The sequence below is a fragment of the Desulfosarcina sp. genome (assembly GCF_033791525.1).
Taxonomy (GTDB): domain Bacteria; phylum Desulfobacterota; class Desulfobacteria; order Desulfobacterales; family Desulfosarcinaceae; genus Desulfosarcina.
In genome coordinates, this window is record NZ_JASJGN010000468.1 from 1 (window position 1) to 18,215 (window position 18,215).

Sequence of the window (18,215 nt, forward strand, 5' to 3'; positions counted from 1 at the left end):
TATGCGCGGCTGCTAATGATGGTTTGGGAAGGTAGTAAGCCTGGAAAAAACCACGTCCCGGTGGTGCTGGATAACTATTGAAACCCTCTAAGATGTTCCATCCAAATCGCATTTCAAGAGCGAGTTCCACGGCGGTTAATACCTGAATTTTGCACGAATTTACCCGCTATGGGGCTCGCCCATAAATTTTCGGAACTATCACCCAAAAGAAGGCTATCAATTGTAACTTGCTGTTACAGTTTCAGATTTTTCTCTCTAATTGTGGATGGTAATAACGTGTATCTAATAGAATTTAAACCACAATAACGAATTAGCCTTATTCTTGGTTATAGGCTCGTTTTTTTTCAATCATTTTTTTTAACCCCTTCTATATTGGCTCATCTTCGCCGCATAGCTTGAATATCGCCATCACCTGTCGGCAAAGCAAGTCAAACTGTTCAGGGTAGAGGCTCTGGGCGCCGTCGCTCAATGCCTCTTCCGGTCGATGGTGGACCTCCACCATCAACCCATGTGCATTGGCAGCCACCGCCGCACGGGACAGGGGCAGCACCTGATCCCGTCGCCCGGCGGCGTGGCTGGGGTCCACAACAATCGGCAGATGGCTCTCTTTTTTAACCACCGGCACGGCGGACAGATCCAGGGTGTTGCGACTGTGATGGACAAAGGTGCGCACGCCCCGCTCACACAGGATCACCTGGTGGTTTCCATGGGCCATGATGTATTCGGCAGCCATGAGCCACTCGTCGATAGTGGCGGCCATGCCCCGTTTGAGCAGGACCGGTCGGTAGGATTCCCCTGCCCGCTTGAGCAGGCTGAAATTCTGCATGTTCCGGGTACCGATCTGCAACACGTCGGCATAATGCTCCACCAGGTCGAAGGTCTGAAAATCCATCACTTCGGTGACCACCGGCAGACCTAAACGCTCTCTGACTCGGGCCAATATTTTGAGCCCCTCTTCTCCGAGCCCCTGGAATGAATACGGCGAGGTTCGCGGCTTGAAGGCTCCGCCCCGGAACAGATGCGCACCGGATTTTTTGACATGCCCGGCGATGGTCAAGGCCTGGCTTTCACTCTCGATGGCACAGGGTCCGGCAATGATGGTCAGGTGGCCGTTGCCGATGGTGACTTCACCCACCTGAATCAGCGTGTCTTCGGCTTTTGTTTCCCGACTGACCAGTTTATAAGGCTTGGTGATCGGCACTGCCTCCTTGACCCCGGGCAGGCCGATAAACATGGCTGCATCCACGGGGCCTTTGTTGTTCAGCACACCAATGGAAACGCGATCGCCACCGGGAATTGGCCTTGCCGTGCATCCGCGTCCTTCAATGATCTTGACCACCTGGTCGATCTGATCGGGTGTCGCCGTTTTATCCATCACCACCAGCATGTTGTGCCTCCTTTGGAAATTGGGACCCGGGTTTGTCGCCCCGGCCAGAAAAAAAGGGCCCGGATTAACTCCGCGGCCCCTTTAACTGAAAACGGACCGCCGGATTACCGCCCGTGGGTCCGTTTGCTTGTCATCGATATGATACACATCTCATGCAACGGGGATCCGGCAGGCGCGCCCAATTGGTGAGCGCCACCACCAAAACCTAAACTTTCCTATGACTGAGATGTTCATGTTCTTCTGCTTTTCCTAATGGTTACCATACGAGAAGGAACGCTTTGTATGGCATCCATCATCGTGATTGTCAACCGCTATTTCCAATGGTGGTTCGCGGCGATAATGGGGTTGAGCCACTGCTTTATGAGCAAAATGTAAAAAAGAGGCTTGACTTGAGCTGCCTTGCCATTGTTGTATTGCCCAAAAAACCAAGGAGCGCAATTATGCCGATCTTCGAGTACCAATGCAAGGCCTGCTGCAATCACTTCGAGCAACTGGTGTTTTCATCGGACACCGAATCTGTATTATGTCCCGCCTGCAATTGCGCAGACGTGGAAAAGCTGATGTCAGCCGGTGCCGTCCGGCCCCATGGCATTCCCACCGGTTCCGGCGGCTTTCAGCCTCCGCCCTGCAAACCATCTGCAGGTGGCTGAGGCATTTAATCCCGCTTTTCCGGTCCGGGAAAGTTCACATTTCAAGAAAAAGGCCCGCCATCAAGCAGGGCCTTTTTCTTTTTCGTCAAGCAGGCCGATGCCCATGGCCGCCAGTTCCGATTCCACCCGCAGCGCCCAGCCTTGATTGGCTTTGGGGTTGGCCGGACTGGGGTGGGTCAGCCTGCCGGTCTTCAAATGCATGCCTTTTAATGCATCATTAATCCGTTTTTCAGCAAAACCACCAATCCCCACCACCCACTGTGGTTTAAAAACTTCAATGGATCGTTGAAGCGCTATATCGCAAATTTGGAAAAGCCGCTTTTTTTCAACCGCCGGCAGTTTGTCCGGTGTGCGGTTTCGGCCGCTCGCTTCCATGAATACCAGCGGGCAGTAATTGAGCACGAAAAACTGTTTGAAAAAAGTATCCGGGGTCCCATACCGCTGTTTGGCCCACCCCCACAGCCGTCGGCCGCTCACCTCCCTGCGCGTGCAGGAGAAGCCCAAAATGGGCCGTTTGGGGTGGAGGTCGGACGGCTGCGCAATACAGGTGTTGATTCCCATCCACCCGTTGACCATCTCCACGTCACCAAACGGCACACCGGTCTGGGCCATACCGAAGGGGCCGGGATTCATACCCACCAGGACGACCGCTTTGACCGTGTCGCCAAAACAAGCCACATAACGGTCATAACCACTCCTCGCATAAACCAACGGATGGTAGGTGTGGGTTACGGGGGCCGAAAACGTCAGCCGGCCAATGCTTGCCACCAGGTCGTCGGTAATTGCAGCGATGCAGGCCGCCTTGCCGCTTTCGAATGGCGCCATCTTATCGGGCCGCCTGTGCCATGACCCGGGCAGTCATCGCTTGTTGGTCTTCAGGGATCATGATGTGATTCATGTTTTTCATGTTTTCCCGCTCCTTTCGATTCAGTGTGGGTCGATGGGTTTGCAAGCCATGCGAAACCCATTCACCGGTGGTTGACTCGAACGAGGAAACTGTAGCCCAAACCGTTTCCAAACACAACCGATGCTGCCTTTCAGTCCGACTCACCGCATGTTGTAACAGTCAGATTTTGATTGACTTTTCCAGTAGATGATGGTCCACTTTTCCACGCGCCATCCAATGGTTTTTCCTGATCATCGCCCTCGAACCCCATTTACACCCACAGGTCCGTCTATGGCTAACGTCAAATCATCCTCGACAGCCCCGCCTTCAGGTGCCAAGACACTGAATGCCAAACGTCTGGAATCCGAAAACCGAAGGCTACGTCAAAAAAATGAAGCCTTGAAACAGAGAAACCGTGAGTTGGACCTGATCAGCCAATCCTTTCTCGCAATCAATTCCAGTCTCGAGCTGGATCGGGTGCTGTCCAAAATTTTAGAGGCAATTAAAAACCTGTTCGGTGTCGTCGGCAGTTCCATCTGGCTAAAAGATCAGAATACCGGGGAGGTGGTGTGCCGTCAGGCAGCAGGCTTACAGCGCAATGTCGTCAAAGGATGGCGCCTGGCACCTGGTGAAGGAATTGCCGGATGGGTCAGTGCTTATGGGGACAGCGTCATTTTGCCGGACACCCGGGAGGACATTCGCCATTTTGGAAAGGTAGCCGATACGATGCAGGTAGAATTGCGTTCCATCATCAGCGTGCCCATGCGGGTAAAAGGGACGGTCATCGGCGCCCTGCAAGTGGTGGACAAGCAGGTTGATCGGTTTGATCAATCTCACGGAACGGTGCTTGAAGCACTGGCTGACGCCTCGGCAACCGCAATCGAAAATGCCCAACTCTTCGAGCAGGCCAATCGTGAAATCGCTGAACGAAGGCGGGCCGAAAAGAAGCTCAAAAAAAATGAAAGGGAGTTACAAGACAAGAGCACCGCGCTGAAAGAGGTCAACACCGCGCTGAATGTGCTGCTGAAAAACAGGGAGGAAGACCAGGTTCATATGGAAGACATCATTGTGGCCAATGTCAAGGACCTGGTGCTGCCGTTTCTGGAGAAGCTCGGTCGAAGCCAGCTGGATGAAAAACAGGCCACATACGTGGACATCATCCAGGCTAACATTTCCAATATCGTATCCCCTTTTTTGCGCCAGATCCCAATGAAGTTTTTCGATCTGACCCCCACGGAAATCCAGATTGCCGATCTGGTTCGTAAAGATAAAACCACTAAAGAGATCGCACAAATCCTGAACGCCTCAGCAAAAACCATAGAGGCCCACCGCAACCGCCTGCGCAAGAAACTGGGGTTGACCAATCAGCGGATCCAACTTCGCGACTATCTGATGACCCTGGTTTGATGGTTTAATATCAATCACGGTGTTCCCGGCCCAATGAGTTCGCGAATCTTTTCTACCAGTTGCATATTGGAAAACGGTTTGGTGATGTAGGCATCGGCCCCCATGGCGATTCCCTTGGCCATGTCGGCATCCCGGTTTTTGGCCGTGAGAAAAATGACTCGGATGGATTCCCATTCGGTCCGCTGTCGAATCATCTGGTAGATCTCATACCCATCCAGATCTGGAAGCATGATGTCAAGCAGGATCAAATCGGGTTGAACCTCGGCGATTTTTTCGATGGCTTCTTTGCCGCTCTGGGCCAGTTTGGGAACGTACCCTTCCTTTTCCATGAGGAATTGTAACGGCACCAGTATGCTCAATTCGTCATCCACAATGAGAATCGTTTTTCGACGCATTCGACTGCTCCCCGTGGCGGAATAATTCTCCGTCCGTGTCTTGGGAAACGGAATAGGTTGGTTGATCGGACAAAATGACTGTGGTTTCAGTATAGTAGATTTTGGATTGATGCACAATCCGTTGTGAAAAAAATCGGGGGAACCGCAAAGATTTCGGTGCACGGATGAGTGGTCAACCCCATCGGTCCTGACCGTCAAACACTGCCGTGACCGCATGACGATAGCGGTCGAGGGAGTCCGCTTTACGGATTCGTTTGACGATTCGCCGACCGTCCGGGAAATTGGCTGCGAAATAGAACCAGAATCCTTTCATCCGGTCCAGTACATGGCCGGGCCCGGAAAACTGGCGACGGTAGCCGTCCACCAGATCGTCGTGGAATTTCTTAAACCGTGTGTTCCTGTGGCAGATAATCCGGGTTGCCGATTGGATCATTTCAGGCAGAAACGGGTTGGCGATGAGCCCTCGCCCCAGCATCCAGCCGGACGATGAAGGAAATCGGGATTCCAATAATTGAAACATGGCCAGGTCACTGATATCCCCGTTGTAGACCACGGGATGGGAAATCTGTGTCAGACAGACGTCGAAAGCCTCCAGATCCACCCTTCCCGTATACATCTGCACACCGGTACGCGGGTGAACAATCACCCGGGCAAGCGGGTAGCGGTTGAAAACCGGGATGAGCCGATCCATTTCATCGCCTGAAAAACGCCCCAAACGGGTCTTAATGGACAGATTGCCGGTAAATCCATGCAGCGTTTTGTCGAGCATTCGATCAATACTGTCCGGGTGCGGCAGCAGCCCGGAACCCCTCTTTTTTTTGGCTACCATAGGGAAAGGACAACCCAGGTTCCAGTTGATTTCCCGGTAGCCCAAATCGAAAAGCGTGTTGGCCAGGCAGAGAAACTCGTCCGGGTTGTTGCTCAGAATCTGGGGGACGACCGACATGGCTCGATTGTCGTCCGGAGCCAGGTCCCGAAGGTGGGAGGGTTTGATGCGCCGGCCCTTTATCGATGTGACAAAGGGTGCCACTGCCTCATCAACACCTTGAAAATGGCGTTGAAAGGCATTTCTGAAGACCGCGTCGGTAAAGCCGCGCAGCGGGGCAAGAATCAATCGTTTGGTCGTCATTGCAGCCTTGAAGCAGGTACGGCGAGGCTCAGGAAACAATCGCGTTCTTCAAATATCAGTCGTTTTTTAACCATGGATTTGAAAAAAGCGCGGATCTGTTCCGGGCTGTGGGCGACAAACATGCCGGCCACCTGTTTGAGGGTACGGGGGGTATGGCAAAACCGGTAGATCTCTGCAGAAATTCCTGTGAGCCGATGCCTGGCTGCGGCCTGCATCGGTAAATGCTGGTCGATGATGATAAAACGGCCGCCGTCGCGAAAGGCCAGTGCCGGTTTGCCGCCGGTCTGCCGCTGCATGATGTCGTAGTCTTTTTGCCATTGGCGCGTTTCAATTTCGACTGATCGCCACAATTTTAGTTGGCGTGTCCGGTCGCCGCGATAGCCCTGAATCATGAATCGGATGTTTGCTGCCACCGGCACCGGAAACAGTTTTTTCAGGTTGGGATGATTGAACACGGATCGGATATGAAACCGCCTGGCCAGCCGATATACCGGACTGTCCAGACCCAGCCAGAAACTGACCGTTTTGAGAGGCCGATACCAGCGGGCAAATGCGATGGAGTGAAGGGTTTCCTGTACATCGTCGTCATCGCTATCGGGGAAATGAAGCATCAGGTTGGATGCGTTGACGATACCCAGGGCCTCACAATGCTTCATCAGGTTCAGGTTGTCGATGACCCGCATGCCTTTGTTCATCTTGGCCAGCAGTTGACTGGACAGGGCTTCGATGCCCACTTGAACCGTATCCACGCCGGCCTGTTTCATTTTTCGAAGCAGCGGCGGAGGGGTATTGGCCCGCAGTTCGGTAAAGATGGACAGATCCCGGCCCATCCCCCGGATCCCGTCGAAGATCGACGAGGCCTGTTTTACCGGGAAGGCATTGTCGGCAAAGGTTAGGGAAAGGACTTGATGCCGCCGAACGAGGTCGTCCACCTCGCGGATCACTTGCTCCGGTCGTTTGGTGCGATATCCCTGCCATTGCAGGTTCAGGTTGCAGAAGGCACACCCCCTGAACTGGCCGGCGGCATCATGCCGTTGCCACCAGCATCCCCGAGAGGCTTCAATGGGGAGAACAGGAAAGAACCGCTGGTGGGGAGAAAACCCGGCCAGCATCTTGAAGTAGTCATCGTAGTCCGGCGCAGGCAGACGGTCCAATCGACTCAGTTGGGAAAACCGATCCATTTCGCTTGGCCGGGTATCGGAAGAAAAAACGCCGTCGGGAAGTGTTGATGTGGGCCGGGAGCCAGAGTTGGTCAGATGGCGCAACAAGCCGGCCAGGGGACGCTCCCCCTCCCCCACGACCAGGTAATCGATACCGGGAAAAACGCGCAACAGATCGGCGGATCGTTCCCCGGAGAAAGAAGACCCACCCACAACCACGGGCAGCGAGGGACAAAGGATCTTGATTTGTGAAATCAGGTAAAGGGAAGCGGTGACTTGGCAAAACGAGATGCTAAATCCGACCAGTTCGAGTGCCGACCAATTGATTCGCTGGAGCCAGTCGCCCATGACGCCTTTCACCTGGCGGACCAACTGCTGAAAATCATCTGGTGCTGGGTCCCCACGTTTTAGCGTACTGGTGTATAATGATTCAGCCAGATGGGCACGCTCGGGATAGAGCAGCGCAGAAAAGACGGCCTCGGCCCGCCAGACCCGCCGGGAAACCCCCTGATAATGATCGTATCCCACTGCTTGGGCCACCTGCAGAAAAAGGTGACAGACTTCCGTCTGTACCTGCGGAACCGCTTTTGAAAGGTAGGCTTTCAACGCCCCCAACGGTAAGGATGGGCGATTGAATAGCGGCCAGGGCGCGGAAACCAAAAGCACGCGTCCCTTAATGGATGTGGGTTCTGCTGGCATGATCGCTGACAGCTATCCCGCCAGGCCGGATCGAACCAGCAGGTGTTGGGCTCGTCGGTCGGCGGATAAATTAATGTTATTGATGATGTGTTTCAATTTAAACCACCGATATGAAGCTGTATTTACGAACCCGTAAATATATCCGCCCGGAGGCAGCGGATCGCCGTGTCCGGAAAGGATGTTCAAGTGCAGCCGACCGTTTTTGACTACGGCCGCCAGGTTGGTTTTTTCCAGGTCGTCATATTGGCCGTCCAGGGCAATGGATACCCGGGTAACGTCATTGCCGATTTCACGGGAAAAAATTTGACCCACCACGGTCCCCATGAAAACCACCGAAGAATCGAAAATCAGCGGGCCACCGTCAAACATTACCCCCACGCCGGTTGGATTCCCGCTTCCGATCGGCTTTACGGAGCAACCCGGCAAGCCCATCACCATCACCATCAAGATAAAAAATACCGTTTTTTTCATTATCCCTCCACCAATCGTAACCTGTCATCGGTCAAGTGAAGCGAGCAATTGCAAGCATCGGGCAGCGAACTAAAGGTTTTCTTATAACGCTAAAGCGTGATTTCATCAACCGGAAAGCATGATTGCAGGACTGATTGATGGGGTCGGGAAGATCCCTGCGGTAACTCGCCCATCATCTCACTTTGATCAATCCTGGCCCTTCTTTCATGCCTGCTTGCCTGCGTGCCTTACCCTATCCCTTTCGGGCAGTTTTTGATTTTTTGCTTGAATCCTGTAACCGCTCCATATACATCAATCCCAGTCCGATCCATCGTGACTTCCGAATCGACCCGACCATGCTGGGCGGAGGCTTTTGGCCGAACGCACAGCGCGATTATCAACCTTTTTCAACTACGGCCGATCTGCAACAACTATGAAGATTTCCATTCGCTGGGCGCTGATTGCCGGTTTTTTAGGGTTGATCTGGGGAACCCACCTGGTCACCACCACGTCTTCCTATATCACCTCTCAAAACGTGCTTCGACAACACGCCCGGGATATCATGAAGAACGTCGCTGGACTGGCCATGGAGCAGTCCCAGCGCCACCTGCTGCATGCTCACGGGGCAGCCGCGTTAACCCGGCGGCTGATGGCCTCCAACGTGGTGGGCAGCCAAACACACCAGATCGAGGCCCTTGTGCGGTATCTGCACGACCAACTCACCGTCAATCCCCATTTTTCAGGAATTTATGTGGGTACCCCCCAGGGAGATTTTTATGATGTGCGCCATTTTGACGCCAAGGCAGAGGGGGGATTTCGCACCAAGGTTATCCTTAACACCGCCCAGGGAAGGCAGATCCGGTTGGTGTATCGCGATTCCTTTTTTACGCCCCTTGGTGAAGAAAGCAGCGACGCAGACACCTATGATCCGAGAAATCGGCCCTGGTATCAGAAAGCAGTGGATGAAAACGGCATCGTCTGGACGGATCCATACATCTTCTACACCTCCCAGAAGCCAGGCATTACCATAGCCGGGCCCTTTTTCGATCCGTCCGGAAAACTCATGGGCGTAGTTGGCGTGGATATCGAGATCGACCAGCTATCGGTGTTCATCGGCAATCTGAAAATCGGAAAGCATGGAAAGGCCTTCATGCTTAACCGAAACAGCGACGTGGTGGCCTTCGGGAATCTGGACAAGCTGAAAATCCAAGGGACTGCGGATGGCGGCACCTCACGCCTGGCAAAAATCAGTGAACTGGACGATCCGCACAGCCGGAAAGCCTTCGAAGCGGCAAAAATCCAAACCGACACATCGGGGATGCTGGTCATGGACAGATCGCGATTTGCCCGGTTTACGCACGAGGGCCAGATCTACCTGGCCATGTTCACCCCTTTTTCCAACCCTCAGTGGCCCTGGATCATCGGGGTTTACCTGCCGGAAAACGATTACCTCGGCGCCATCAAATCCAATCGCTTCTACAATATTCTGGTCACCACGGTGATTTCCCTGTTTGCCGCCTTCTTGGGATTTCTCCTGGCTCGGGGCGTAACCCGCCCGATTGCCCTGCTGGGACGCACCTCCCGGCAGATCAAAATGGGCCAATCGGCGCCCCTGCCGCAGATCCGCTCAGCCTATTCCGAAATCCAGGAAACTGCCGGCGCTTTTGCGGAAATGAAAACGGCTGTGGAGCGAAGCCGCAAAAAGTACCAGGGTATCTTCAACAATATCCAGGATGTATACTACGAAGCGTCCCTCAAGGGAACGCTGATTGAAATCAGCCCGTCCATTGAAAAAATATCCCAATACCGGCGAAAGGAGTTGATTGGAAAAACGTTGCTCAAAATTTATGCGGATCCCGGCCTGAGCGTAGATATCGTTCAACAGCTGATAGACAAGGGGCGTCTAAACGACCAGGAAGCGGTATTCAAGGATAAGGACGGCCGGCTGAAACACTGCTCTTTGAATTCCATGTTGCTCCGAACCCCGTCCGGCAAACCCCATCGCATCATCGGCTCCCTGCGCGACATCAACGACCGCAAGGTGGCCGAGCAGGAACTGCTTCGCTACAAAAATCAACTGGAGGCATTAATCAAGGCGCGAACCCTTGAATTGCAGAAAGCCAACGACGGCCTGGTCGGACAGATCGAACGACGCCGGGTAACGGAAACGCAGCTTCGAGTCAGCGAAGAAAAATACCGCACCATCCTGGATACCATTGAAGAGGCCTATTTTGAACTGGACTATTCGGGCAGGCTCACCTTTGTCAATGATGCAGCCAGCCGGATCATGGGTTACGACATCAATCAACTCATTGGCATGTCATTCAGGCACTTTTCTACGCATCAATCGACGCGCGAGATCATCCAGGCATTCCGCAAGATGGCTCGCTCCGGTGAGCCGGTACGGGTGATCACTTTCCCGGTGATCACCCAAGACGGCAGCAACAAGGTGCTGGACTTGAGCGCAGCATTGATTCTCAATCCTTCCGGTGGTGTCACCGGATTTCGCGGGGTGGCTCGCGACGTCACGGCCAAGATCGTTGCCCAGAAGGAAAAAGAAAAACTCCAGGGGCAACTCAACCATGCCCAGCGAATGGAGGCGGTGGGCACCCTGGCCGGTGGCATCGCCCACGATTTCAACAATTTACTCATGGGAATCATGGGCAATGTATCCCTGCTCGCTTCCAAACTCAAGACCACCAGCCCGCTGTCCGAATACCTGCGGGCCATCGAGCAATGCGTAGAGAGCGGTGCAACCCTCACGCGTCAACTGCTCGGGTATGCCCGCGGTGGCAAATACCAGGTCGCGCCTGTCAATCTTAACGAAACGATCCAGCGGACCGCCGACATGTTCGGCCGAACTAAAAAAGAAATTCAGATTCATGCCCGATACCAGGAGGAAATCTGGACGGTGGAAGCTGATCAGGGCCAGATTGACCAGGTGCTGGTCAACCTGTACGTCAACGCCTGGCAGGCCATGACCGACGATACGACCTTGTCCCTGTCAACCAAAAACATAATTTTGGACGAGGGTTACACCGCGTCTTTCGGGGTCAATCCTGGACCCTATGTGTCGGTTAGTGTCCACGACAGGGGGAACGGCATCGAACCGGAAACCATGAAGCGGATTTTCGAACCTTTTTTCACGACCAAAAAAATGGGCCGGGGGACCGGCCTGGGACTTGCCTCGGCATTTGGTATCATCAAGAACCACGGCGGCATCATCGATGTGAAAAGCCAAGTGAGCCAAGGCACAACATTTACCATCTATCTACCGGCGATATCCCGGGCTTCCGAAAAAATTCCGGCGCCGGTACCCGATCTGCCGCAAAACGGTTCCGGCACCCTGCTGGTGGTAGATGATGAACCGTATGTCCTGAAAGCCCTGACAGTGATCCTTGAAGACTTGGGATACCATGTCATCCCTGCCAGCAGCGGACAACAAGCCATTGCCCTGTTCGAAAGGGAGATAGATCAAATTGACGCGGTGCTGCTGGATATGATCATGCCTGATTTAAGCGGCCGTCAAGTATTGGCCCGACTGAGAATGATCCGCCCCGGTATCAAGGTGTTGTTGTCCAGCGGGTACAGCCTCAACGGCCTGGGCAATGATCACGATAAAGAGGCGGGGGATGGCTTCATTCAAAAGCCTTATCATATCGAACAGTTGGCAGCTGCATTGGATGAGGTCTTAAATGGCAGCGATCATTCTGACCGGACCTGATTCACCCGATACGACCCATTGTCGATCACATTTACCCGGATTCCAAGGCTGTGCCGGGAGTCAGTTTGACGGTCAGGGGCAATACATGTATGGCGTTAGAAACTTCCCGGGTGCGGCCTAACGTCCATTCACCGCATTTTTTGCCATTGATCATCCGCGAATCGATCTGCCGGACCACGCCGGCGACATCGATAACCGGGTGCCGCATGAACACCTCGGGCAGGCCGTAAGTCAGGTTGCAGGCCAGACACTTTCCGGGGCGCTGTTTGAGCTGAAATTCGAAATCAATCTGATCATCCGTTTCCCTCGCAAAGGCGAGGGTAATATCATAGGCGCCTTCCGACGCATCACCCAAAAGTGCAGCAAAAAATCGATCGGCACGGATAGCAGGGAAGATTTCGTCCAGTATGCGTTGATCAAAAATCGTTCTGCTTGAAGGGGTGTGCATGACTTGGATTCCTCAGATATTAATTTTCACTTATCTCGCAGCCTTTGAACCAAACGCCACTTCGTGGTCCTAAACGGGAAGGTTCATCTACACCCGCATCCATTGTAAATCAATCCCCCTGGCAACACCGCAGGACCCACGTAGTCCTATCATTGGGGTGAAGTCCCCTCAAGATAGTGCCGGCCCAATCGTCGATGGATGACCGGCAATGATGCCATCGAGGGCGGAACATAACCGAATATCGTTTTCAAAAACCGTTCGGTGATCCGGTAGGTCGCACCCCACAGCAATTCATTGTCACCATATTGGCGATGAATGAAACAGGGCATATCCCGAAAAGGCATGTCCGGCGCACCAGGGGTGCCGGTCTTGAACGAGATTCGATACCGGGCATAGTTGGCGGCATCAAAAAATGCTGCCACGGGGATAGTAACGATTTTTTCCACTTCCCAGTTGGGGAAAAAGCGTCTCTGGTGGTTCACCCACCCCACCATCGGGTAAATGGCCCGCTTGAACATAATCAGGTGCTGAGCAGGCATGGGTCCTAAAAATCTCACCCCGAGTGGATTGAGCCGCATCTCTTCGAATCCTTCCCGCAAGGCGGCGGCCAAGAGCAGGGCCAGCTTAGGGAAATCAGTCTTTCGGTAGCGCTGCCACCACGAACCATGCGGCCACCGGGACAATGGCATTCTCGGAAGATTAAGCCATCTGGCCAGCAGACGGTCGATGGACGGTGCGATGCCGCCACCCGGGCAGCACAGGTCGCCGGGTTGGCGAACATGCTGGGAACGCTTGTTTAGAATCAGAAACGGTTCCCCGCTGGCGTCTGTTTTCAAAAGGAAAAGTACCGCAGAGTTCAGGCTCAGATCGCCATTGGTATTGAATGAGAAAGTTGCCGGAGATGGACGGTGAAGGCGGTCCTGCACGAGACGGATAAACGATTCGGGTGATCGGGGCAATGCTTGCATGCCTGGTTCCATTGGTGTTGCCGAGCTCATTTGATGATTCGGATACGGCAAGTGGCACGCAACCGGTCCCAGAGGGCTCGGATGATCACAGCAGCCACGTCCTTGGGCGCCAGTCCCCATTGGCCGGACCGGCGCTGACAGTCCGCCAGCAGGTCGGTGTTGGCCGTGAAGATCTCGAAATGGCTGTTGATATAGCCTCCCAGCGTAAAATGCAGAGAAACGAGTTCGTCTGCAGTCATGTTGGCAATCACGGCTCTGTCTTTTAGTGACAACGACTGCTCCAGATGGTTCACCGCCGCCTCAATGGTTTCCGGTGGGTTTCCCCGCTGAGGCAGACGCTCCCGCTCGACGGCCGACTCTAAAGGCGCTGTGATGCCGGTCTCTATCATCGACAGAAAAAAGGTGGCTTCAAGGATTTTGGATACTTTGTCCGCAACAGAAAAGACGATGCGGCCGTCACCCTCCCCGTCCACATGCAACACTTTTATTCGGTTTTCCGTAATCCACACGGCAATCCGTCGAGATGCGGAAAATCCGTTTTCCCCTTCAAGATCCTGAATCAATAGTGGTTTGTTCAGGCGCAAAGCGCTTTTTTTGGTTGTTTCCAGTCGAAGGGAGGCCGTTTCTCCGGCGGCGAAATAAAGTGATCCTTGACTGGCCGCTACGGCCTTCTCCGTGGCCGATCGATTGGAGGCTTCAGGCAGCCGCTCGAGCTGGAATTTATCCGGGACCGGTTCACCTTCACGGCACCACCCGCCATACGCCAGTCCCAGCTTTATGGCCACCTCCAGGGCAGCTGCTGCAGCACCGGGCTTCCCGCTGGAAATGATTTTCTCAATCATCCGTCCGCATCTCCCTCAATGTCTTTCAGGTCGGTCTTTATGCCCCCCGCTGCGGGAAAAATAACCAATCGTTGACCGGGATGGATCACCTTACTCAAACCGATGCGGTTCCAGATGAGCAGTGCGGCAAGGGGCACCTCGAATTTCTGGGCGATGCTCGAAAGGCTGTCTCCTTCCTTGACCACGTAAACACGCTGGTTGCGAATTTTGGTATCCGTTTCAATCAGGGCTGTCAGACGGCCCTCGAACCCTGCATCACCATCGCCGGGAATATTTACGGCGCGTGTTCCGGCAGCCAGATAGTGACCCCTTATTTCCGGGTTGAAATCTTTGATTGTTTTAAAATCGGTTTTCGCCGCATTGGCGATTAAACGCAGGGGAAGATCCGTGAAGGCATTGACCCGAACCGTTGAAAACGTCTTCGGAGCATAAAAATCACCTGGAGAAAGATTAAACCCATGGTTTTGTGGCGCTTCGACTATGCGCTTGATGGCCAAGATACGAAAAACGAATCGCTGGGTTTCAAGGGGCAGGTAGAGTTGATAATAGTTGGTAAGGCCCTGCTCCAGAATTTCTGCTTCAAGGCCCTCTTCCCCCATGTTGTAGGCTGCCAGGGAAAGACTCCAAGAACCAAATCGTTCGTAGAGCGTTTTAAGGTATGTTAACGCCGCTGGTGTACTCAGATAAAGATTGCGCCGCTCATCAAAATTGACATCCACAACCAATCCATATTTTCTGGCGGTCTGAGGCATCAGCTGCCATACACCCATAGCCCCTTTGGGAGACCCGGCGTGCATTCTGAGGGCACTTTCAGCGATGGCGAGATACTTGAGATCATCGGGAAGCCCATTCTCCCTGAGCATCTGTTCAATGTACGGAAAATAGCGGGTAGTCCGTTTCAGCCAGAGAATCACCTGGGGCCGGTTCCCCAGAGAAACCAACATCTCCTTCTCAAACCGCTCCACCGCCTGCGGGTAATCCACAGGCACCGTTTCACCACACAGCAGAATCGGCTGTTCCAGCTTGAGCGCCGAGAGCAGCACGTCATCTGCGGTTTCCTGGGCCGCGGTCATGCGAGGCGACAGCACGGAAAAAAGGACCGCAATTGCGTAAACAACAAGGTTGGGCCATTGTTTTATTGTCATATTCATGATTTATCGTTGTATGCTGAACGGACTCAGGGTGACAGGATTGGTTCATAAAAAAACAATTGATCGCAACACAGTTGAAACACAATCATAATCAGTCTGATCCATTTGTCACTTGCCGACAGCCAACTGGAATTCTAAAGTGTCCCAAACCGCAGCCAACCTTCCAAACCGGAATTACTCTAGTACGCCAAGCCTTCAAGCTCAACCCATTATTTGAACCCTCCCCGCGGCCCCGATGAGCGGGATCTCTGCTTCGCTCCGACAAACCGCGGGGAGGGTTCTGCCTGAAACGGCAGTGCTGCGCAGCACCGGAAGGATAATAAAAGCGATTTCCTGTTCGCTCGCGAACCCCGCCGCAAGCGGCGGGGGATGCGCTCGCTATCACGGTACAAGTAAACTGCGCCGATATACTGGATGTCCGGATAGAAAGCGAGCGGTTCGGTTATAAGAGCGGGGTCTTTAACCGGGGATCAAAAAAAAAGGCCGTATCGGCCTGTTAGCGATAGGCAGAGGAGGACAATTTAAGCGTTTTGACCTTTATTCAAGCTTCAACCAGCCGCAGATCAAACTTTTTATATCTGCGTTATCCAGCTTATTGTCGGATACGGAAACCAACCCCAAGCGAAGGGAGATGCGTGCATCATCCCCCCATGGCCACCACGCCGTGTATAGCACCACCCCGTTAACGGGATCCATGGTGAACACTTTCTGGCCTGGCACGATACCGAAACCGGACTGGAAATAATCACGGACGGACGCATCGGCATCATCAATGGTGGTAAAATCCCATTTGTGAGAAAATTCAAGTGTCAAGGGAAGCTCGACCATAATTTCATCCTTGCGGTCGATGACCGCCAGCGCCAGGTTGAACTCTTTGTCCCACCGCCACGGGGAGTTTTCAGGAATATTGAGGCTGATGCGTTGGCAGATGTTTTCCAAGGCGTCAAGATCGTTACGTGGCATGGGTTTCCTTCCCTCTCATACGGATGATAGCCTGTGCATGTCGCTGTTCCTGTTGTAAGGCCGCATTCATGGCAGGACAGTCCAGATTTAGATTACCTTGAATATAGATCAACAGGCCTATCTCTGGCAAGCGTTAGCCAATCGGCGGCCCAAAAAACCGGTGTCCGATTTTTTTTTATCAGGGACGACGCGAATTCCCGAAACCCGGTTAATTCGAAAAAGCAGCTACAGAAACGGGGATGGCGGACAGGGTCTTCAACAGCACATCCGGGTCGACCTCCACGATAAATCCGCGTTTGCCGCCGTTGATGTAAATCGTTTTCAGATCCAGAATAGTGGTTTGTAAATAAACCGGCATGGTTTGCCGGGTACCGAAAGGACTGATACCGCCTACCTGGTACCCGGTACAATTCAAGGCTTTTTCAGGCCGGACGGGAAGGACCTTTTTCGTGCCGATGAAACGGGCCAGATTCCGGGTTGAAACCGCCTGGTCGCCGTGCATGAGCACCAGCAGAGGCGACTGGTCTAAGGTCTCCATCACCAGGGTTTTCACCACCCGATGCTCGGGTAAACCCAATTCCACGGCTGCCTGGCGGGCACCACCGCGTTCGGTGTAGGTGTAGATGAAAGCTTTAAAATCCACCTGATTTGCGCGCAAGAACCGTATGGCCTGGGTGTTCGGGTATCTGGGTCTATCCATTTGATCTCCATTGTCGGGCATACCGGAACCCCACGACACGATGCGGAGTTGCCTGAACTGTCCCTCTGGGGGTCATTTTCAAAGGCGTCATTCCCCTGCTCATCGCTCTGGTTTTCGGTGTGGTGCTCATGATACCCTTTCCCCAGATAGCCTTGTTTCTGCCCGGATTGATGAAATAGACCGACATCTCATGGGTTGAAACGAAAAAAACCGCACGCCGACTATTCGGATCGTGCGGTTTTTTTTTAAGTGCGGTGGCGGTTACTGGAATGATTTGGATATTCGGCCCGACTCCCTGTTCTGGAAGATGAGTTCCTTGGGTTCGATCTCACGGCTGTATTCAATCTTGCCGTGGGAAATACTGCCCGGCTCCAGTACGCTGTCCAGGCTGTCGCTGATCTCACCCTTTACCACGTTGTTTTCACTGTCCATCAGGGTAAAATGGTCGGGATGGGTGGTGATAATTTGTCTGCTGACATTTTTCACCCAGACATACAGCGAACCGTTGCCCATGTCGTGTACAGCCATCTCTGCGATGCCGTTTCCGCTGTATTGCCTCAGCTGTTTGTTGCGCCCCTCGCGAGCCTGATCCCACGCCTGCCGGCGCTTCGCTTTGGCTGAACGAATGGCGCGTTCTTGTTGGGCCTTTTGTTGTTTGGCCAGCCGGTCTTCATAAAAGGCCACCTTTTTCTGATAACGGGAATTCTCAGGATCCAATGCCAGCAATTGGCGGTATAGCTTCAGGTTCAGGACGGCATTGCCGCCAGGAACCGGCCTGACTTCGTTTTCGAGGGCCTCAATTTTTTCCTGATGCGCAGCCTTTGCACGCTGTGCCGCAGCTTCGGCCATTTCAGTTTGTTGCTGTTCGGTCTCGGCAACAGCCGCCTGGCGGATACGCTCTTCTTCTTCACGGGTCCAGCGTTCGGCATAGTCACCGCCGACAGCAACCACCTGTCCATTTTCAATAGCGATCGGCGTGCACAACTCCGCTGTTACCGTCTCACCGGATAAATTCCCGGCTTGTGTCTGATAAAAGGCCACAAAACGCTGGTCGCTGATATCCTGTCGAAGGTCCGGTGGGCCCAGGTTCTCGAAAACGACCTCCTGGGAGTCTCCCGGCTGAATTCTTTTTAAAGCGTTGATGGTTTTGTTGAAGTCCAGATGGACACATGCGGTCAGCATAAAAGCTGCGATGAAAACGACCACCCCGATTCGCATTACACCAATCTCCTTCTTCCGTGGCACAGGGATCATGG

At 53.5% G+C, this 18,215-nt stretch carries 16 protein-coding genes; 3 read left to right on the forward strand and 13 right to left on the reverse strand.

From position 1 onward, the window contains the following. Nucleotides 1–367: 367 nt before the first annotated feature. Nucleotides 368–1,387 (reverse strand): 3-deoxy-7-phosphoheptulonate synthase, encoded by a 1,020-nt coding sequence (gene aroF, locus QNK41_RS22005; protein ID WP_319261735.1) that lies wholly within the window; start codon nucleotides 1,385–1,387, stop codon nucleotides 368–370. Nucleotides 1,388–1,827: 440 nt separating this feature from the next. Here aroF and QNK41_RS22010 point away from each other — a divergent pair, with 440 nt between their 5' ends. After that, the gene (locus tag QNK41_RS22010) at nucleotides 1,828–2,037 is read left to right on the forward strand and encodes a zinc ribbon domain-containing protein (RefSeq protein WP_319261738.1); all 210 of its coding nucleotides are present in this window, start codon (nucleotides 1,828–1,830) and stop codon (nucleotides 2,035–2,037) included. Between the two features lie 60 nt (nucleotides 2,038–2,097). On the opposite strand, the gene QNK41_RS22015 is transcribed toward QNK41_RS22010, so the two are convergent. Further along, nucleotides 2,098–2,862: a uracil-DNA glycosylase family protein gene (locus tag QNK41_RS22015; protein WP_319261740.1), complete on the reverse strand. Its 765-nt coding sequence runs from the start codon at nucleotides 2,860–2,862 to the stop codon at nucleotides 2,098–2,100. 352 nt (nucleotides 2,863–3,214) lie between these two features. On the opposite strand from QNK41_RS22015, the gene QNK41_RS22020 reads away from it, so the two are divergent. After that, on the forward strand, nucleotides 3,215–4,330 hold the full coding sequence (locus QNK41_RS22020; RefSeq protein ID WP_319261743.1) for a GAF domain-containing protein: 1,116 nt from the start codon (nucleotides 3,215–3,217) through the stop codon (nucleotides 4,328–4,330). Nucleotides 4,331–4,344: 14 nt separating this feature from the next. Here the strand turns inward: QNK41_RS22020 and QNK41_RS22025 are convergent, their stop codons facing one another. The 4 genes from QNK41_RS22025 to QNK41_RS22040 all read right to left on the reverse strand — a co-directional run bounded on the left by QNK41_RS22025 (nucleotide 4,345) and on the right by QNK41_RS22040 (nucleotide 8,184). Continuing rightward, nucleotides 4,345–4,725, reverse strand: a complete 381-nt coding sequence (locus QNK41_RS22025) for a response regulator (RefSeq protein ID WP_319261746.1) — start codon at nucleotides 4,723–4,725, stop codon at nucleotides 4,345–4,347. A gap of 172 nt (nucleotides 4,726–4,897) precedes the next feature. Continuing rightward, the gene (locus QNK41_RS22030; RefSeq protein ID WP_319261748.1) at nucleotides 4,898–5,854 is read right to left on the reverse strand and encodes a tRNA-dihydrouridine synthase family protein; all 957 of its coding nucleotides are present in this window, start codon (nucleotides 5,852–5,854) and stop codon (nucleotides 4,898–4,900) included. Then, entirely contained in the window at nucleotides 5,851–7,713 is a 1,863-nt protein-coding gene (locus QNK41_RS22035; protein ID WP_319261751.1) for a RiPP maturation radical SAM C-methyltransferase, read from the reverse strand. Before QNK41_RS22035 ends, QNK41_RS22030 begins: the two co-directional genes overlap by 4 nt. A 12-nt stretch (nucleotides 7,714–7,725) precedes the next feature. Continuing rightward, complete coding sequence (locus QNK41_RS22040; protein WP_319261754.1) at nucleotides 7,726–8,184, reverse strand: hypothetical protein; 459 nt, start codon at nucleotides 8,182–8,184, stop codon at nucleotides 7,726–7,728. A 412-nt stretch (nucleotides 8,185–8,596) separates the two neighbouring features. On the opposite strand from QNK41_RS22040, the gene QNK41_RS22045 reads away from it, so the two are divergent. Beyond that, the gene (locus tag QNK41_RS22045; RefSeq protein ID WP_319261757.1) at nucleotides 8,597–11,887 is read left to right on the forward strand and encodes a PAS domain S-box protein; all 3,291 of its coding nucleotides are present in this window, start codon (nucleotides 8,597–8,599) and stop codon (nucleotides 11,885–11,887) included. 31 nt (nucleotides 11,888–11,918) lie between these two features. Here the strand turns inward: QNK41_RS22045 and QNK41_RS22050 are convergent, their stop codons facing one another. The 7 genes from QNK41_RS22050 to QNK41_RS22080 all read right to left on the reverse strand — a co-directional run bounded on the left by QNK41_RS22050 (nucleotide 11,919) and on the right by QNK41_RS22080 (nucleotide 18,213). After that, nucleotides 11,919–12,335, reverse strand: coding sequence for a pancreas/duodenum homeobox protein 1 (locus tag QNK41_RS22050; protein WP_319261759.1), 417 nt, complete (start codon nucleotides 12,333–12,335; stop codon nucleotides 11,919–11,921). 149 nt (nucleotides 12,336–12,484) lie between these two features. Continuing rightward, nucleotides 12,485–13,303 carry a hypothetical protein gene (locus tag QNK41_RS22055; RefSeq protein ID WP_319261761.1) on the reverse strand — a complete coding sequence of 273 codons (819 nt, stop codon included), beginning with the start codon at nucleotides 13,301–13,303 and terminating at the stop codon, nucleotides 12,485–12,487. 26 nt (nucleotides 13,304–13,329) lie between these two features. Then, nucleotides 13,330–14,145, reverse strand: coding sequence for a YpsA SLOG family protein (locus QNK41_RS22060; RefSeq protein WP_319261763.1), 816 nt, complete (start codon nucleotides 14,143–14,145; stop codon nucleotides 13,330–13,332). After that, a complete protein-coding gene (locus QNK41_RS22065) occupies nucleotides 14,142–15,296 on the reverse strand; it encodes a lytic transglycosylase domain-containing protein (protein WP_319261765.1) in 1,155 nt (384 codons plus the stop codon). The genes QNK41_RS22060 and QNK41_RS22065 overlap by 4 nt, the downstream gene beginning before the upstream one ends. A 537-nt stretch (nucleotides 15,297–15,833) precedes the next feature. After that, nucleotides 15,834–16,259 (reverse strand): hypothetical protein, encoded by a 426-nt coding sequence (locus QNK41_RS22070; RefSeq protein ID WP_319261768.1) that lies wholly within the window; start codon nucleotides 16,257–16,259, stop codon nucleotides 15,834–15,836. Nucleotides 16,260–16,467: 208 nt separating this feature from the next. After that, nucleotides 16,468–16,959, reverse strand: a complete 492-nt coding sequence (locus QNK41_RS22075; RefSeq protein WP_319261770.1) for a YbaK/EbsC family protein — start codon at nucleotides 16,957–16,959, stop codon at nucleotides 16,468–16,470. A gap of 261 nt (nucleotides 16,960–17,220) precedes the next feature. After that, complete coding sequence (locus QNK41_RS22080; protein ID WP_319261771.1) at nucleotides 17,221–18,213, reverse strand: DUF3192 domain-containing protein; 993 nt, start codon at nucleotides 18,211–18,213, stop codon at nucleotides 17,221–17,223. Between the last annotated feature and the right edge of the window lie 2 nt (nucleotides 18,214–18,215).

Bases quoted from the DNA above. Each gene is read 5' to 3' on its own strand.
- QNK41_RS22060 (WP_319261763.1), bottom strand. From the start codon at position 14,145: ATGATTGAGAAAATCATTTCCAGCGGGAAGCCCGGTGCTGCAGCAGCT.
- QNK41_RS22075 (WP_319261770.1), bottom strand. From the start codon at position 16,959: ATGGATAGACCCAGATACCCGAACACCCAGGCCATACGGTTCTTGCGC.
- QNK41_RS22015 (WP_319261740.1), bottom strand. From the start codon at position 2,862: ATGGCGCCATTCGAAAGCGGCAAGGCGGCCTGCATCGCTGCAATTACC.
- QNK41_RS22020 (WP_319261743.1), top strand. From the start codon at position 3,215: ATGGCTAACGTCAAATCATCCTCGACAGCCCCGCCTTCAGGTGCCAAG.
- QNK41_RS22045 (WP_319261757.1), top strand. From the start codon at position 8,597: ATGAAGATTTCCATTCGCTGGGCGCTGATTGCCGGTTTTTTAGGGTTG.
- aroF (WP_319261735.1), bottom strand. From the start codon at position 1,387: ATGCTGGTGGTGATGGATAAAACGGCGACACCCGATCAGATCGACCAG.
- QNK41_RS22030 (WP_319261748.1), bottom strand. From the start codon at position 5,854: ATGACGACCAAACGATTGATTCTTGCCCCGCTGCGCGGCTTTACCGAC.
- QNK41_RS22035 (WP_319261751.1), bottom strand. From the start codon at position 7,713: ATGCCAGCAGAACCCACATCCATTAAGGGACGCGTGCTTTTGGTTTCC.
- QNK41_RS22065 (WP_319261765.1), bottom strand. From the start codon at position 15,296: ATGAATATGACAATAAAACAATGGCCCAACCTTGTTGTTTACGCAATT.
- QNK41_RS22080 (WP_319261771.1), bottom strand. From the start codon at position 18,213: ATGATCCCTGTGCCACGGAAGAAGGAGATTGGTGTAATGCGAATCGGG.
- QNK41_RS22050 (WP_319261759.1), bottom strand. From the start codon at position 12,335: ATGCACACCCCTTCAAGCAGAACGATTTTTGATCAACGCATACTGGAC.
- QNK41_RS22025 (WP_319261746.1), bottom strand. From the start codon at position 4,725: ATGCGTCGAAAAACGATTCTCATTGTGGATGACGAATTGAGCATACTG.
- QNK41_RS22010 (WP_319261738.1), top strand. From the start codon at position 1,828: ATGCCGATCTTCGAGTACCAATGCAAGGCCTGCTGCAATCACTTCGAG.
- QNK41_RS22040 (WP_319261754.1), bottom strand. From the start codon at position 8,184: ATGAAAAAAACGGTATTTTTTATCTTGATGGTGATGGTGATGGGCTTG.
- QNK41_RS22070 (WP_319261768.1), bottom strand. From the start codon at position 16,259: ATGCCACGTAACGATCTTGACGCCTTGGAAAACATCTGCCAACGCATC.
- QNK41_RS22055 (WP_319261761.1), bottom strand. From the start codon at position 13,303: ATGCAAGCATTGCCCCGATCACCCGAATCGTTTATCCGTCTCGTGCAG.